Source organism: Microbacterium sp. TW_SC_2, assembly GCF_055361165.1.
In genome coordinates, this window is record NZ_CM143952.1 from 572,172 (window position 1) to 586,905 (window position 14,734).

Consider the following 14,734-nt stretch of genomic DNA (forward strand, 5'->3'; position numbering starts at 1 on the left):
AACGCCCGGTCGGACTCACCGCGCGGCGCGGCCCTTCGTGTGACGGGTCGGCACGGCGGCCCAGGGGTCTTCGGGCCACGGATGCTTGGGGTAGCGGCCCCGCATCTCGGCGCGCACGTGGGCATACGGTCCGGACCAGAACGAGGTGAGGTCGTCCGTGACGGCGAGGGGGCGCCCAGCGGGCGAGAGCAGGTGGAAGAGCACGGGCACGCGGCCGTCGACGAGCCGGGGAGTCTCGGCCCACCCGAAGCACTCCTGCAGCTTCACGGCGACGACGGGGCGGGAGTCCGGGTCGTCCGGGGAGGGGTAGACGATGCGGACGCGGGACCCGCTGGGCACCTCGAGCCGCTCCGGCACGAGCTCGTCGAGGCGGACCGCTTCGGGCCAGGGCAGCAATCGGCGCAGCGCGGACGACAGGTCCACTCGTGACACGGGGGTGCCGCCCGCGAGGGCGTCGAGCTCCGGCGCGAGCCATTCATCGAGGGCGGCGAGGAGCCCGGCATCCGAGACGTCGGGCCAGGGCGATCCCAGCTCCCGGTGCAGCAGCGCCAGGCGGCTCCGCAGCTCGGCGGCGGTCGCGGACCAGGTGAACAGGGCCAGACCCTGACGTCGAAGCGCGCGGCGCACGGCATCCCGCCCCTCGTCCGCCGACGCGCGCACCGGTGCCGAGGCCTGCAGGATCGCGCCCACCCGGCGTTCACGGCGTGCCTGGACGCGACCTCCCACGAACTCCGCCTCGACCCGGTCGGTGCGGAGGTGGCTCGCCGCCTGCCCCATCTGGGCCTCGGTGAGCGCCGCCGCCGCGCGGACGATCGCGCCGGAGCCGGCTGAGGCGCGGCCGGATGCGCGGGCGACATCGGCGATCGCCAACCACTCGAGTGCCGCCAGCGGACCGGTGACTCCGGCGCGGGTTCCGGACGCCAACAGGAACGTCGCGCCGCCGGCGCTCCGGTCCACGCGGTGCGCGACCCGTTCGGGGAATGCCGAGGCGATCACGAGGCCGACCCCGTCGAGGTCTGAGCGCACGGCCGGAGTCGAGGGGATCATGCGCTCGAGGCGATCCGCCTCGCTGCGCCACCGACGCGCATCCGGTGTCCGCCCGCCGCGGAGCGCGATGAGCGCCTGCGCGACGTCGGAGTCCGCGATACGCATGTCGCCGCCCACGAGCGCGACGACCTCGGCGGCGAGCCGGGCGCCCACCACCGGTGCCCCGACACGCAGCGCACGGGCCAGCCGCGGATCGGTCGGGATGCGCGCCAGGGCACGGCCCTCGGAGGTCGCGCGACCCTCGTCGTCGATCGCCCCGAGGGCACGCAGAACCGTGACCGCCTCCGCGAGGCTGTCGGCGGGCAGCGGATCGATCAGCCGCAGACCGTCGCCACCCGGTGCGCCCCAGCAGGCGAGCAGCAGGGCGGCATCCGCGAGGTCGCTCGATGCGATCTCGGGGGCCGGGCGAGCGGGAGCGGAAGCGTAGGTGCGCGCGTCGACGCAGCGGACGACGGTCCCCGGGCCCTGGCGGGTGGCGCGGCCGGCACGCTGCACGCACGACGAGCGGGAGGCCGCGGCGGTCACGAGTCCCGTCATCCCGCGGGCAGCGTCGCGCTGCGGAGACCGGGCCAGGCAGGTGTCGACCACCAGCCGCACGCCCGGCACCGTGAGGGAGGACTCCGCGAGCGAAGTCGTGACGATGATGCGGGGCGGGTCGTCCGGTCGGCGCCCCCGGATCACGGCATCCTGCTCGGACGCGGGCATCCGGCCGTGCAGCTCCCGCACATCGAACGCGGAGGTCGCGTCACGGAGGCGGCGTGCGATCTCGGACACCTCGCGGGCGCCCGGCGCGAAGACGAGAACGTCGGCCGCCGGATCGTCGCTGATCAGCTGCCCGGCGGCGGATGCCGTGGTCCGGGCGACGTGGTCGAGGAACGCGCGGGTGACGCCCCGCTCGTCGAGACGCGGTGCGGGACTCGGGGCCCAGTGCTCGGTCAGCGGGAAGGCGGGGACGTCGTGGTCGATGATCGGAGCGGGCTGATCGTCCGTGCCGAGGACATCGGCGATCCGCGCCGCGTCGAGGGTCGCCGACATGGCGATCAGCACGAGGTCGTCACGCAGCTCGCGCACTTCCGACAGCAACCCGATGAGGAGGTCGGTCTCGAGCGCGCGCTCGTGGACCTCGTCGATGATCACCGCATCCACGCCGGTGAGGCCGGGGTCGTCCAGCAGGCGACGCAGCAGCACACCGGCCGTGACGAACTCGACCCGCGTCTCCCGTCCCACCACGCGCTCGCCGCGGACCGTGAACCCGACGCGCGTGCCGAGCGGCGAGCCGTCGAGGTGGGCGAGCCGGCGCGCGGCGGCTCGGGCGGCGACGCGACGCGGCTGGGTCACGATCACGCGACCGGGGAGGCGCGAGGCGAGCAGCGGCGGCACGAGCGTGGTCTTTCCCGTGCCGGGAGGGGCACTCACCACCGCGGACGAACTCGTGCCGAGTGCCGCCGAGAGCTCGTCGATCGCGGCCGCGAACGAGAGGCCCGCGCCGATCGCGTCGATGTCGAAGGCGGCGGGTGGCATGCCCCCAGTCTGCCCGGTCGCAGGGGCCCGCATACGACGGATGCCGCGACCGGATCGGTCGCGGCATCCGCTGTGCTCCCTGGATTACTCGTCGCTGGGCGAGGGCGCCGCGGGCGGCGGCGGGGGAGTGGTCGGCTTCGACACCCGGGTCTTGGCGGGGGCGGGAGCAGTGGCCGCAGCCACGCCCTCGCCGATGCCACGGCCGACGGCCTGTCCCTGGATGATGCCGGCCAGGTCGAGCCCGGTCGCGGAATGCACGCTGTCGAACACCGATCGCATCGCGATGGCGTTGTCGGCGCCGACGACGCTCGATGCGCCGTCCTCTCCGGAGCCGCCGATGATCGACACGTTGCCGATCGCGGAGTAGCCCTTCGCGAACTCCGCCATGATCGACGGCAGGACTTCGAGCACCCGCTGCGACAGGAACGCGTCCTGGTTCGACGCGATGGCCTTGGCCTCCGCCTCGAGCGCGGCGGCACGCGCGTCACCCTCGGCGCGGATCGCCTCGGCCTCGGCGGCGGACTGCAGGCGTCGGGCGTGAGCCTCGGCCTCCGCCTTCGAGCGCAGGGCATCCGCTTCACCGGTGGCACTCGCGACCGCGGCCGCGGCCTCACCGTCGGCGCGGGCCTTGTCGGCCTGAGCCTGCTGCTCCGCGATGCGGGTGCGGGCCTCGGCCTGCTTGACCTGCTCGATCGCAGCCGCCTCGGCCGCACGCTCGCGTGTGTACAGCTCGGCCTGCGCGCGGGTCTCGGCCTCGTACCGCTGTGCATCCGCGACGCGCTTGACGTCGGCATCCAGCTGCGCCTGCCGGTTCTCGGCCTGCTGCTGGAGAACGGCCTGCTGCGCCTGCTCACGGGCGAGGTTCTCGGCCTGCTCGGCTTCGGCCCGGGCGCGGCCGATGCCGGCGTTGGAGTTGGCCGTGTTCGTGTCGAGCGCGGTCTGCTCGATCAGGTTGGCTTCCTGGTTCGCGATGTTCTTCTGGTTGATCGCACGGTCGGCGTTGGTCTGCGAGATCTCCGCGGACTGGCGCTTCGCCTGGATCTCGGGGGCACCCAGGGACTGGATGTAGCCGACCTTGTCGGTGATCCCCTTGATCTGGAACGAGTCGAGGATCAGGCCCTGTTCGGCCAGCTCCTGCGAGACGTCGGCGGCGATCTGATCGGAGAACTTCTTGCGCTCGCGCATGAGCTCCACGACCGAGAGGGTGGCGACGATGCCGCGGAGGGCACCCTCGAGCTGCTCCGTGGTGAACTGCTCGATGGCCTTGTCCTGCGAGGCGAAACGCTCGGCGGCGCGGCGCACCAGGATGGGGTCGGAGCCGATCTTCACGATCGCGACGCCGTCGACGTTCAGCGTGACGCTGTCGAGCGACTGGGCCTCGGCGTTGAGCGACACCTGGCGCGAGCGCAGCGAGATGATCTCGTGCCGCTGCGTGATCGGGTTGACGAGCGACTTGCCGTTGACGATGACGGTGACGGGCGATTCCGACATCTCATCGCGGCTCGATCCGTCGGCCCCGATGACCGCGCGTTGCACCTTCTGTTTGCGGCCCGAGATGACGAGGGCCTCGTCGGCCCGAGCCACCTTGATCCAGCTGCGCGCGAACAGCAGCAGGATGAGCAGGATGACGATGACGGCGATGATCGCTGCCCCGACGATGACGAGAATGCCGACAGCTCCGGCGATCTCCATGGATGACCTCCCTGGTTCCCCCCGAGGGGGCGGTCTGGCGCGCCGTGGTGCACGCCGTCAGGCTCCACCCTGCCAGATAGCCGGGGCGGGCGGAGCGGGCAGAGGTGCTCAGCCCTGGCGGAGCTTCTCGGCGAGGTCGCGGAGGGTGCGCAGTTCGGCGTCGTCGAGCCGCGACATCCGCTCGGCGATCGACCGGCCGTGCACGGTGGCGAGGGAGCGGAACGTGCGGGCCCCGGCCTCCGTCGCGCGGATCAGGGAGCCGCGCCCGTCGTCCGGGTCGGGGCACTTGGCGATGAGTCCGCGCGACACCATGCGATCCACCAGGCGGGAGACGCTGGGCTGACTGATCAGCATGTTCGCCGTGACGTCACGCAGCCGGGCGACCATGTCGGGCGAGCGCGTGACGGTGAGCAGCACGTCGTACTCGGCCTGGGCGAGTTCGCTGTGCTCGAAGTCGGCCAGCATCTCCGTGAACAGTTCGTGCTGCGCGCGGAACAGGCTCTCCCAGGCTTCCAGGGCGAGCTTGCGATCGGTCATCCTCACAGAATAGTGCGAACAGTAAGGGCCGGTCGGAGAGGCTTCCGGCCGGCCCTTGTCCCTTGCACCAAGAGTGTCCTGCAATCACATGCGGTGAGTGCCACAGCAAACATTCACCGTGTGATCACTGTATAACGGCCGGATAACGAATGCAACGGTTTGGTCACGAAAGTTTCGAGGACCGGGTCTCGAGGAAGCGTTCGGTATCGACGCCCAGCCAGTGCGACGGAGTCGCCTCTGCGTGGGCGAGATCTTCTGCGGAGATCCGTGTCTCCCGTGTCTCCACTCGTGACGACTCCGGTGAGATCGGACCGTCGTGCGGGGCGTTCTTGCAGTTCCCGATCCCGGTACGATCGCTGCGGTGCTTTTGCACCGCACCATGCAGTCTCCGGAAGCAGTGAATGAAGTTCGTCGAAGTGCCCATGCTCCCGATCGTGATCCCGTTCGGAGTCGTGATCTTCCTCGTGCTCCTCGGGGTCCTCCGCTCCCGCGGACGCGTCACGCTTGCCCGGGCGAGTGTGGCCGCGGTCCTCGCGGTCTACGCGGGCGGGGTGCTCGCCAACACGGTCTTCCCGATCTTCCTCCGCGTCGGGACGGGGTTCTATGACGGGCCGCGCCCGTTCCCGCTCTACCTCGTGCCGTTCGCCGACTACGGGCTCGAGGACGCTCTCATCAACGTCGCGGTGTTCATCCCGCTCGGCGGACTCGTCCCTCTGCTCACCGCGCGCCCGCGCTGGTGGAAGGCATTGGCGATCGTCGCCGGTGCGAGCCTCGCCATCGAGCTGACGCAGATGGCCACCTCGCGGCTGGCACACGGCGGACACCTCGCGGACATCAACGACTGGCTGACGAACATCCTGGGCGGGATGATCGGATACGGGCTGTTCGTCCTCCTGACGCGCTCGACGCGGATCGCCGGATTCGTCCAGCAGTTCCGATGGCCGGCGCGTGAGCGCGCGAACAACCGGCCGGCCTGATCGTCGCTGACGCCCGACTCGGCCTCACCCACCCCGTTCCGCGCGTCTCTCGCGCTGCGACCGGCGGATTCCCAGAGGAGGACGCGGTCGCCGAGATAAGCTCAGCATGCCCACCTGTGCCCTACGAGAAAGAACACCCGTGAGCCATCGTCGTGCCTCCACCGACCAGGAGGGTCGATATCCCGACCCCTTCTCTTCGAGAGGGGGTGAGATCGGATGCTGGAAGCAGTCCTGACGCTGCTCGTCGGCATCCTGCTGACATTGGCGATCATCGCGGCCTGCGGCTTCTTCGTCGCGCAGGAGTTCGCGTACATGTCCGTGGACCGATCCCGGATGTCCGCGAAAGCGGAGAAGGGCGACGCCCAGGCGCGGCGAGTGCTGGCGATCACCAAGCGCACCTCGTTCATGCTGTCGGGTGCGCAGCTCGGCATCACGGTCACGGGTCTGCTCATCGGCTACGTCGCCGAGCCGCTGATCGGCCGATCGATCGGCACGCTTCTGGGCGGCGTCGGCGTGGACCCGGCGATCTCCGTGCTCATCGGAACGATCGGCGCGCTGCTGCTGGCGACCATCGTGACGATGATCTTCGGTGAGCTCTACCCGAAGAACCTCGCCATCGCGAACCCGGAACCTCTGGCACGCGCGCTGGCGATGCCGACGCGCCTCTACCTGATGCTCTTCGGGTGGCTCATCACCGTGTTCGACAAGGCGGCCAACGCCCTGCTGCGACTGTTGCGGATCGAGCCGCTCGAAGACGTCGACGAGAGCGCGACGGCGCGGGACCTGGAGGCCATCATCGAGGAGTCCCGCGTGAGCGGTGACCTCCCGGACGATCTGTCGATGATCATCGACCGGATCCTGGACTTCCCGCAGCGTGATGTGGAGCACGCGATGGTGCCGCGCTCCCGTGCGGACTCGATCTCACCCGACACGACAGTGGGCGAAGTGCGGACTCTCATGGCCACGGGACACACCCGCTACCCGGTCGTCGGGGATGAGGACTACCCCGTCGGGGTGGTCGAGCTCATCGACCTGCTCCGTCTGCAGCCCGCCGACGACGCCCCCGTGTCGAGCGTCATGCGAGCGGCCGTCGTGCTCCCCACCACGATGCAGCTGCCGGTGGCGCTCGACCGGATGCGGCAGACCCGGAACGAGCTGGCGTGCGTCGTGGACGAGTACGGCAACTTCGACGGCATCCTCACGATCGAAGACCTCACCGAGGAAGTCATCGGCGAGATCTCGGACGAGCACGACACCGACATCCACGAGGTCGTGAACGAGGGCGAGAACCACTGGTCCCTCCCCGGGGACGTGCACCTCGACGAGGTCGAGCGTCTCATCGGCCACGACCTGCCGCGGGATGATGCGGAGACCATCGCCGGTCTGGTCGTCAGCGCGCATGGCGACCTGCTGCCGGTCGGTTCCCGGGTCCGGCTCGATCTGCTCGAGCGGGCGTCGGAGACGGTCCAGGGGCTGCGGATCGAACGCTGGCTCGATGTCGAGGTCACCGAGGTCGCGCGCCTGGTCCCGTCGCGTGTGGCGATGCGGTTGCAGGAGCGGAACCTCGACGACATCGACCCCGCGGAGGAGGTCGCGTCGACCACGGACGCGGACCGGGACGACGAAGGAGCGGCTCGATGAACGGCTGGACCGTGGCGATCATCACGACGGCGCTGATCGTCGCGAGTGCGTTCTTCGTGATCGTCGAGTTCGCGCTCCTCGCCGCCCGACGACACCGCCTCGAGGAGGAGGCCGACACCAGCGCGTCCGCTCGGGCGGCACTGCGCGGGATGAACGAGCTCACGGTGATGCTGGCGTTCGCGCAACTGGGCATCACGGCCTGCACGTTCCTGCTCGGTGCGGTCACCAAGCCGGCGATCGACTACGCGCTGGCGCCGGTGTTCGAGCAGTGGGGGCTTCCCTACATCCTCGCCGACGTCATCGCGTTCATGCTCGCCCTGATCGTCGTGACGTTCCTGCACCTCGTGATCGGCGAGATGGCCCCGAAGTCGTGGGCGATCGCGCACCCCGAGGTGGCGGCCAAGGCGACGAGCATCCTCGCTCGCGCGTTGACGTGGCCGCTGCGACCGTTCCTGCTGTGGATCAACCACATCGCGAACCGGCTCGTGAAGGCATCCGGCGTGGAACCCGTGGAGAAAGCGGCCGCGGGAGGTCAGGACGCCGACACGATCCGCGAACTCGTCGCGCACTCGCGCGCTGCCGGCACCCTCGAGGAGAAGTACTCGGCACCCATCGCTCAGGCGATCGCGCTCAGCACGATCACCGTCGGCGACATCGTCCGGACCGACCGCATCCCGACCGCGGTCCCGGACGGTGCGACCGTCGCCGAGCTCCAGGCAGCCGCGGCGTCGTCGAGCCACCTCCGCATCCTCGTGGGGTCCGGAGCGACCTCACGTGTCGCTCACGTGCGCGACACCCTCGACGCGTCGCCGGGCTCGCTCGCGTCGGACATCGCCCGCGATGCGCTCGTCGTCTCGCCGGAGACGTCGGCATACGACGCCCTGGCGCGGATGCGACGGGCGCGCGTGCAACTGGCCACCGTGGTCGCCGGCGACCGGCTGGTCGGGGTCGTCACCCTCGACGATCTGCTCCGCGAGATCCTTCCCGCGTCCGCCGCCCCGCAGTGACCGCTCGCGAGGTCTGACGCGGGGAACGGAGAAGGGCCGGGGCGAATCGCCCCGGCCCTTCCTGTGGACGGATCTCAGCCGGCGGCGGGCGCGATCTCGTTCGGAGTCACGTCGAGCTCGGTGCTCGCGAGCACCTCACCGGTGGTGAGGTCGACGGCGTGCACGCTGTCCGCTGCGGGCTCCGTGACGTAGGCGATGTTCCCGGCGACGACGATGGCAGGGTGGGCGTCCTGCCAGTCGGCCGGTCCCTCCCACGCTTCGACGACGGGGAAGCTGTCGGTGATCTCACCGGACTCCGGGTCGAGAACGTGGATCGCTCCGTCGCTGCTGAGGATGTAGGCGAGGTCCTCCGGTCCGCGCACCACGTCACGGAAGGTGTACTCGACACCCTCCGGCAGATCGACGACCTCGAGCGTCTTGGCCTCGGTGTCGATGAGCGTCACGGCGCTGAGCAGGTAGCCCTCCGCGTCGATGTCGTCCTTGTAGTCTCCGACGACGATCGGGCTGGTCTCGCTGACGTAGGCGTTGCCCATGCGTCCGTACGGCTGATCGGGCGCGTCGACCTTGGTGATCTCGCCGTCCTGGTAGATCAGCGCGCCGTTCTCGCAGCCGAAGACCACGGCCTCGTCCTTCGCGGTTCCCTCGCCGTGCACGCCGGGGCACTGGTCCGACGACGCGATCTCGGCGCCCTCGGCATCCTTTGCGACGATGCCGTTGCGGCCGTCGGCGTTGCCGACGGTGGTGAGGAACGTGCCGTCCTCGAGCACGACCGAGACGCCGTGGTGCGCCTCGACGCCGGCGATGGTCTCGACCTCGGGAAGGCCGTCGGCGCTCGCCAGATCCGCCGTGTCGAAGATCGTGGTGTCGCTCGTGCCGTCGGCGTAGAGCACGGTCTTGTCGGCATGCCGCACGACGTGCCCCGGGGTGTCGGCCTCGAAGATCGTTTCGGTGAGCTCGGGCTCGTCCGAGGTTCCGGCGGCCGTGTCGAGAACCTGGAAGCCCTCGCTCATGGTGACCATGACGTGCCGGCCGTCGCCGGCCGGGTTGAGCCGCGTGAAGGGCTCCGCATCGAAGTCGGCGACGGTGTCGAGCGTCTCGCCGTCGAGGACGAGGATGCCGCCCTCATAGGCGACCGCGACGCGGGCGCTGGCGGCGGACGGGGAGCCGGCGTCGTCCGGGCTGGACGCCGGGGCGGTCGAGTCGCCGGCCGTCGAGCACGACGCCAGGGTGACGACGGCGCCGATGGCCGCCGCGCTGATCAACGCGCGGCGCAGGGGGGAGGTGCGCATGGGCATGCCTCTTTCTCTGTGGTGAGGTCTCACGGGGTGAGACCGGTGGTGATGCGTTCGGTGTTGACGCGCATCATGGTCAGGTAGTCGGGGGCGCCCTCATCGGGCCCGGTGAGGGACTCGGTGTACAGCTCGATGACGTCGATCTGTACGTTCGCCTCGCTCGCCAGCGCCTGGACGAGGCGATCGGGCGACGACGACTCGGCGAAGATCGCGGGCACGCCGGTCTCCTCGATCGCGTCGACGAGGTCGGCGAGATCGGATGCCGAGGGCGCCGCGAGTGTCGTACCGCCCGGGATCACGGCGCCGACGATGTCGAAGTCGAAGCGCTGGGCCAGGTAGCCGAAGACATGATGGTTGGTGACCAGTGCGCGGCGGCTCTCGGGGATGGCGGCGAACGCCTCGGACATCTCCGCGTCCACCGCGCGCAGCTCGTCCCGATAGGCGTCGACGGCGACGTCCAGCGTCGCGGCGTCGATCCCGTCGATGTCGGCGAGCACCGGGGCGATCGCGTCGACGACGTCGATCATGCGTCCGGGATCCGTCCAGAAGTGGGAGTCCGGCATCCCCTCGGCATCGCCCTCGCTGTAGTCGAGGACGTCGATCACGTCGCCGGCGACGAACATCGGCACCTCATCGGAGGCGGCGGCGTCGAGGTGCTGCTGCAGTCCCTCCTCGAGCCCGAGCCCGTTCGACACCAGCAGGTCCGCCCCGCGCAGGGTCGCGGCATCCTGCGCGGAGATCTCGAAGGAGTGCGGATCGGCATTCGGCTTCATGAGGGTGACGACCTGCGCCTGATCGCCGACCAGTTCTTCGACGACGTCGCCGAGGATGTTGGTCGAGACCACGATGGTCGGGCGCGAATCATCCGCGGTCGTGCAGGCGGTGAGGCCGCCCGTCGTGAGCGCGGCGAGGGTGAGGGTCGCGACGAGGCGTGCCGAGCGCATGTCAGCGTCCTGTCTCGGCGACGAACGCCGGTTCGGTGGTCGTGTCGAAGGTGCGGGCGACGCGCGCGGCATCCGCGTAATCGATCTCGTGGAGGGCGTGTTCGGCCGGCGCGCTCAGGTACGCGCGATGCTGATCGGCGATGAGCGCGGGGGTCGCGCCTGCGGCGAGCGACTCCGCCACCAGCGGCGGGGTCTCCGCGATCACCGCGCCCGTCTCGTCGTCGAGCACGAGGACGCGACCGTCCTGAGCGAGTGCGAGCAGATGCCCGTCCTCGTCGTCGACAGCGGTCACATGCACGAGCGGGGCGGGGGCGGGGAGCAGGGTCCAGGACCGCTCGCGCGTGTTCAGGAGCCAGATGCCCTCCGTGCCCGCGAGGCCGGCGACCGTGGGACGTCCCTCGCGGTTGTCGAACGATCGCGCGGCGGGCGCGCTCGTCCCGGCGGGATAGGGGATGTGCTCCACCTGCAGCTCCTCGCCGTCGACATGCGCGAGGAGGGCCCCGCCCTCGCATCCGATCACCGCGCCGACGCGCGTCGTGATCGTGCCGGCCGGAGCGGCGCACGGCTCATCGAGGTCTGTGGGCTCCCCGTCGGACGTGTAGCCGACGACACGCGTCCCGACCCCGGCGGACGCCTCGGTGACCAGGGCGAACGAGCCGACCGGGACGACGAGTCCGGCGTGCGGTTCGCGTTCGATGCGGAACTGCTCGCGGATCTCGCCTTTCGACAGCGCCTGGGTGTCGAGCAGGACGGCGTCGCCGGAGCCGGCGAAGGACACCCCGGTGCCGCCCGTGGTGGAGAGATTCGTGGTGGCGATCGTGGCGTCGCCGGAGCCGGCCACCGCACCGAGCAGCGCGGGCGCGGCCCGGTAGTAGTGGAAGTGGTCGACGTGGTCCCAGGTCCACACGCCGCTGTCGACGATCTCGATGCCCTCGGCGGTCTGCGCGAACAGGTAGCGCCCGTCGGTCGTGACGGCCGTCGGCGCCGCGATCTCGCCGATGTCGGTGACGCTCTCGTCGAGCAGGTCCAGGTGGGTGACGGCGCCGGCCCGGTCGATCGAGGTGAGACCGAGCTGCGGCTCGGCCAGTTCCTCGGCTCCGGCGATCGCACCGTGCCCGTCCGCGGTGGAATCGCTCGACGGGTCCGGATCGGCGGGCGTGGTTCCGCAGGCGGACAGCGACAGCGTCAGGGCAGCGGTGAGGGTGCCCGCGAGGGCGAAGAGGGCGATGCGAGAGCGCACAGGAACCTTCCTTGTCGTGTGTCGTGCGAAGGGTCGCGTCGTCGCGACGGGGGAGTTCAGACGCGCGGCGTCCGAGTCCCGAGAGAGGTGAGGGTCGCGCGTACTGCCCAGGAGAGCAGGGCGAGCAGGATCGCCGATGCCGCGACGGAGGCTCCGGCCGCGGTCGCGGCGTACCAGGAGACGAGGAGGCCGAGGAAGACCGCGGCCACGCCGACGGCCGCGGCCACCGCCATGCGACTCGGGATGCGGGTGGTCCAGTGCCCGGCAGCGACCGCGGGGGCGAGCAGCAGCCCCACGACGAGCATCGAACCGACGGCCTGATACGACGCCACGACGGCGAGCGTGACGAGACCGACCAGTACGGCCTGCGCGGTCCGCGGACGCAGCCCGAGGACCGCGGCGATGCGCGCGTCGAGGGACAGCGCCACGAACGAGCGGTGGAAGAGAGCGGCGAGGATCAGCCCGGTGGCGGTGGCCGCGGCGAGCAGGACGAGGTCGCCGGAGCTGATCGCGAGGATGTCGCCGAACAGGATCGCGGTCGCATCGGTCGCGAAGCTGCCGGAGTGGGAGATGATGATGACCCCCACCGCCAGCATCGACACGAACAGCAGGCCGATGCTGGTGTCGTACGAGAGGCGGGCGCGACGCTGCAGCGCGCCGATCCCCAGGCTCATGGCGATGGCGCTGAGCGCGCCGCCCACCAGGACGGGCAGCGAGAGCACGGTGGCGAGAGCGACCCCCGGGAGCATGCCGTGTGCGAGGGCTTCGCCGAGGAACGCCATGCCGCGGATGACGACCCACGTGCCGACGACGGCGCAGAGGATCGCGACCAGTGCGCCACCGAGCATCCCGCGCTGGAGGAAGTCGAGGGAGAACGGATCGAGGAGGGCGATCGGATGCACGGTCACGAGGAGCGAGCCTAGACGTTTTTGAGAACGATTATCAAACTCATAAACTGAAGTCATGAATCGCGTCCCTTCCCTCCGCGCGGTGGCTGCGCGCCTGACCGGCATCCAGGTCTCCTTCGACGGTCGCGCGGCGCTGTCGGCCGTCGACGTCGAGGTTCCGTCGGCGACCGTGACCGTCATCACCGGTCCGAACGGCGCGGGGAAGTCGACGCTGCTCGAGGTCCTCGCCGGGACGCGGGAGCATGCCGGGGTGCGGAGCGTCAGCGGTACCGTCGCCTTCGTGCCCCAGCGCGCGGCGATCCCGCCGGGCCTCCCGGTATCGGTCGAAGACATCGTGAACGTCGGAACGTGGGGCCGGTTGGGACTGTGGCGTCGAGCGGATGCTGCGGCGCGCGCGCTCGTCGACCGCTCGATGGAGCGCCTGGACATCACGGCGCTGGCGCGACACCCGTTCGCGACGCTCTCGGGCGGCCAGCAGCAACGGGCTCTTCTCGCGCAGGGATTGGCGCGGGATGCCGGCCTGCTGCTGCTCGACGAGCCGACGACGGGCCTGGATGCGGCGAGCGGACTCCGCATCCGAGAGGTGCTGCGTGCCGAGGCGGTGCGGGGGCGCGCCGTCGTCTGCGTCTCGCATGATCCCCGGGTCATCGCCGATGCGGGATTCCTGGTTCCCTTGAGCGAGGGGCGTGTCTGCATCGACGCCTGATCGCTCACGGAGACTCCTCGACGATCACGGGCCAGGCGGGGAGGTGGTCGGGGAACCGGCACCAGGCGTCGGGCCCGGCCGTGAGTTCGTCGTCGGTCACGGCTGCGGCGTCGAGGGCATCCCGGATCCCGCGTCGATCGAGGTCGAGTCCGGTGAAGGCGAGGTCCTGCGCGGTCGTCGCGGCCTCCAGCTCGGAGGAGAGAGGGTCGATCCAGATCGCCGAACCGACCTGGTCCCAGCGGGCGAGAACGCCGGCGCGCGTGGCGAGACGGCAGAACCCGGCCGACCGGAGCACCGTGCCGAGTCGGCCGGAGTCGATGTCGTTCAGCGTGTCGATGAGCCTGCCGGGGTGGAACGGGCGCGGCTGCTCGTAGCGCAGCGTGGTGACCCGAAGATCGGTCATGTGCGGATCGTGCTCGTCGTTGAGTGCATGCACCCATCCCGCGCGCTCGAGCAGCGGGGGTGACGGCGGCCGTGATGCGCGCAGCGCACGGAGGTCCTCCGCGGGTCCTCGGGAGAGCCGGACGCGGGCGGCGGGGTTGAGGTGCGAGACGAGCGCCATCGACAGGGAGAGTTCGGCGGTCGGGGTCGATCCCCAGTTCACGAAGCAGATCAGCGTCGCGGCCTCCAGGTAGGACACCGCGCGACGTGCCCTCGACCCGAAGTCGCCCCGGTCGTCGGCCTCGCCCACCGTCTGCATGAGCGGTGCGCCGTCGCGGAGGTCATCCGCCAGGTGCACCGCGTCGACGACGCAGATGACGGAGGAGTGCGGGTCGTTCGCCAGGCCGAGGTGCGGGAGGTCGAGCTCGCTCGCGACGTCGGCCACGATGCCCGACGCTCTCCGCGCCACCGAGGGGTGCTCGGATGACAGCGCGAGAGGCTGAGGGCCTCCCGGCGACGTCCGCTCGACCAGCGGGATGAGATGTCCGTCGATCGCTCGTGCGAGCCGGGCGGCATAGGCCCGCCTCTCGGGCACGCACACTCCGACGACGACGAGCGGACTGCTGCTCTCCACGATCGACCTGCTCTCCTTCTTTTGACGGGATCTCCTGCCCACCCTAGTCTGTTAATGAGAAGGATTATCAATAAAGAGTCTGTCATGAAGGTGCGTGCATCGCTCAAGTCGCTGAAGAATCAGCCGGGCGCTCAGGTCGTGCGTCGTCGCGGAAAGGTGTTCGTGATCAACAAGCTCAATCCGCGCTTCAAGGGGCGGCAGGGCTGA

At 70.4% G+C, this 14,734-nt stretch carries 13 protein-coding genes; 5 read left to right on the forward strand and 8 right to left on the reverse strand.

Going from position 1 to position 14,734, the window contains the following annotated elements; translation table 11 throughout:
* Window positions 1-15: 15 nt before the first annotated feature.
* From hrpB to ACWA14_RS02720, 3 genes are all read right to left on the reverse strand, one after another.
* Complete coding sequence (gene hrpB, locus ACWA14_RS02710) at window positions 16-2,568, reverse strand: ATP-dependent helicase HrpB (RefSeq protein ID WP_463795938.1); 2,553 nt, start codon at window positions 2,566-2,568, stop codon at window positions 16-18.
* A gap of 84 nt (window positions 2,569-2,652) precedes the next feature.
* Window positions 2,653-4,260: an SPFH domain-containing protein gene (locus ACWA14_RS02715; RefSeq protein WP_463795939.1), complete on the reverse strand. Its 1,608-nt coding sequence runs from the start codon at window positions 4,258-4,260 to the stop codon at window positions 2,653-2,655.
* 108 nt (window positions 4,261-4,368) lie between these two features.
* Window positions 4,369-4,797, reverse strand: a complete 429-nt coding sequence (locus ACWA14_RS02720; protein ID WP_463795940.1) for a MarR family winged helix-turn-helix transcriptional regulator — start codon at window positions 4,795-4,797, stop codon at window positions 4,369-4,371.
* Between the two features lie 401 nt (window positions 4,798-5,198).
* Here ACWA14_RS02720 and ACWA14_RS02725 point away from each other — a divergent pair, with 401 nt between their 5' ends.
* The 3 genes from ACWA14_RS02725 to ACWA14_RS02735 all read left to right on the forward strand — a co-directional run bounded on the left by ACWA14_RS02725 (window position 5,199) and on the right by ACWA14_RS02735 (window position 8,422).
* Complete coding sequence (locus tag ACWA14_RS02725) at window positions 5,199-5,774, forward strand: VanZ family protein (RefSeq protein WP_463795941.1); 576 nt, start codon at window positions 5,199-5,201, stop codon at window positions 5,772-5,774.
* Window positions 5,775-5,990: 216 nt separating this feature from the next.
* Window positions 5,991-7,415 (forward strand): hemolysin family protein, encoded by a 1,425-nt coding sequence (locus ACWA14_RS02730; RefSeq protein WP_463795942.1) that lies wholly within the window; start codon window positions 5,991-5,993, stop codon window positions 7,413-7,415.
* Window positions 7,412-8,422, forward strand: a complete 1,011-nt coding sequence (locus ACWA14_RS02735; RefSeq protein ID WP_463795943.1) for a CNNM domain-containing protein — start codon at window positions 7,412-7,414, stop codon at window positions 8,420-8,422. Before ACWA14_RS02730 ends, ACWA14_RS02735 begins: the two co-directional genes overlap by 4 nt.
* Window positions 8,423-8,496: 74 nt before the next feature.
* Here ACWA14_RS02735 and aztD read toward each other — a convergent pair whose 3' ends face one another.
* The 4 genes from aztD to aztB are packed head-to-tail and all read right to left on the reverse strand — an operon-like array spanning window position 8,497 to window position 12,806.
* Window positions 8,497-9,711 carry a zinc metallochaperone AztD gene (gene aztD / locus ACWA14_RS02740; RefSeq protein ID WP_463795944.1) on the reverse strand — a complete coding sequence of 405 codons (1,215 nt, stop codon included), beginning with the start codon at window positions 9,709-9,711 and terminating at the stop codon, window positions 8,497-8,499.
* A gap of 29 nt (window positions 9,712-9,740) precedes the next feature.
* Entirely contained in the window at window positions 9,741-10,658 is a 918-nt protein-coding gene (aztC, locus tag ACWA14_RS02745; RefSeq protein ID WP_463795945.1) for a zinc ABC transporter substrate-binding protein AztC, read from the reverse strand.
* A gap of 1 nt (window position 10,659) precedes the next feature.
* Complete coding sequence (locus ACWA14_RS02750; protein WP_463795946.1) at window positions 10,660-11,898, reverse strand: ABC transporter; 1,239 nt, start codon at window positions 11,896-11,898, stop codon at window positions 10,660-10,662.
* A 56-nt stretch (window positions 11,899-11,954) separates the two neighbouring features.
* Window positions 11,955-12,806 carry a zinc ABC transporter permease AztB gene (gene aztB / locus ACWA14_RS02755; protein ID WP_463795947.1) on the reverse strand — a complete coding sequence of 284 codons (852 nt, stop codon included), beginning with the start codon at window positions 12,804-12,806 and terminating at the stop codon, window positions 11,955-11,957.
* 55 nt (window positions 12,807-12,861) lie between these two features.
* On the opposite strand from aztB, the gene ACWA14_RS02760 reads away from it, so the two are divergent.
* The gene (locus ACWA14_RS02760; protein ID WP_463795948.1) at window positions 12,862-13,512 is read left to right on the forward strand and encodes an ATP-binding cassette domain-containing protein; all 651 of its coding nucleotides are present in this window, start codon (window positions 12,862-12,864) and stop codon (window positions 13,510-13,512) included.
* Between the two features lie 4 nt (window positions 13,513-13,516).
* Here the strand turns inward: ACWA14_RS02760 and ACWA14_RS02765 are convergent, their stop codons facing one another.
* Complete coding sequence (locus ACWA14_RS02765) at window positions 13,517-14,527, reverse strand: GTP-binding protein (protein WP_463795949.1); 1,011 nt, start codon at window positions 14,525-14,527, stop codon at window positions 13,517-13,519.
* 84 nt (window positions 14,528-14,611) lie between these two features.
* Between ACWA14_RS02765 and ykgO the strand changes: the two genes are divergently transcribed.
* Window positions 14,612-14,734 (forward strand): type B 50S ribosomal protein L36, encoded by a 123-nt coding sequence (gene ykgO / locus ACWA14_RS02770; protein ID WP_137416250.1) that lies wholly within the window; start codon window positions 14,612-14,614, stop codon window positions 14,732-14,734.

Excerpts from the sequence above, each read along its gene's own strand:
- hrpB (WP_463795938.1), bottom strand. The coding sequence starts at position 2,568 with ATGCCACCCGCCGCCTTCGACATCGACGCGATCGGCGCGGGCCTCTCG.
- ACWA14_RS02715 (WP_463795939.1), bottom strand. The coding sequence starts at position 4,260 with ATGGAGATCGCCGGAGCTGTCGGCATTCTCGTCATCGTCGGGGCAGCG.
- ACWA14_RS02720 (WP_463795940.1), bottom strand. The coding sequence starts at position 4,797 with ATGACCGATCGCAAGCTCGCCCTGGAAGCCTGGGAGAGCCTGTTCCGC.
- ACWA14_RS02725 (WP_463795941.1), top strand. The coding sequence starts at position 5,199 with ATGAAGTTCGTCGAAGTGCCCATGCTCCCGATCGTGATCCCGTTCGGA.
- ACWA14_RS02730 (WP_463795942.1), top strand. The coding sequence starts at position 5,991 with ATGCTGGAAGCAGTCCTGACGCTGCTCGTCGGCATCCTGCTGACATTG.
- ACWA14_RS02735 (WP_463795943.1), top strand. The coding sequence starts at position 7,412 with ATGAACGGCTGGACCGTGGCGATCATCACGACGGCGCTGATCGTCGCG.
- aztD (WP_463795944.1), bottom strand. The coding sequence starts at position 9,711 with ATGCGCACCTCCCCCCTGCGCCGCGCGTTGATCAGCGCGGCGGCCATC.
- aztC (WP_463795945.1), bottom strand. The coding sequence starts at position 10,658 with ATGCGCTCGGCACGCCTCGTCGCGACCCTCACCCTCGCCGCGCTCACG.
- ACWA14_RS02760 (WP_463795948.1), top strand. The coding sequence starts at position 12,862 with ATGAATCGCGTCCCTTCCCTCCGCGCGGTGGCTGCGCGCCTGACCGGC.
- ykgO (WP_137416250.1), top strand. The coding sequence starts at position 14,612 with ATGAAGGTGCGTGCATCGCTCAAGTCGCTGAAGAATCAGCCGGGCGCT.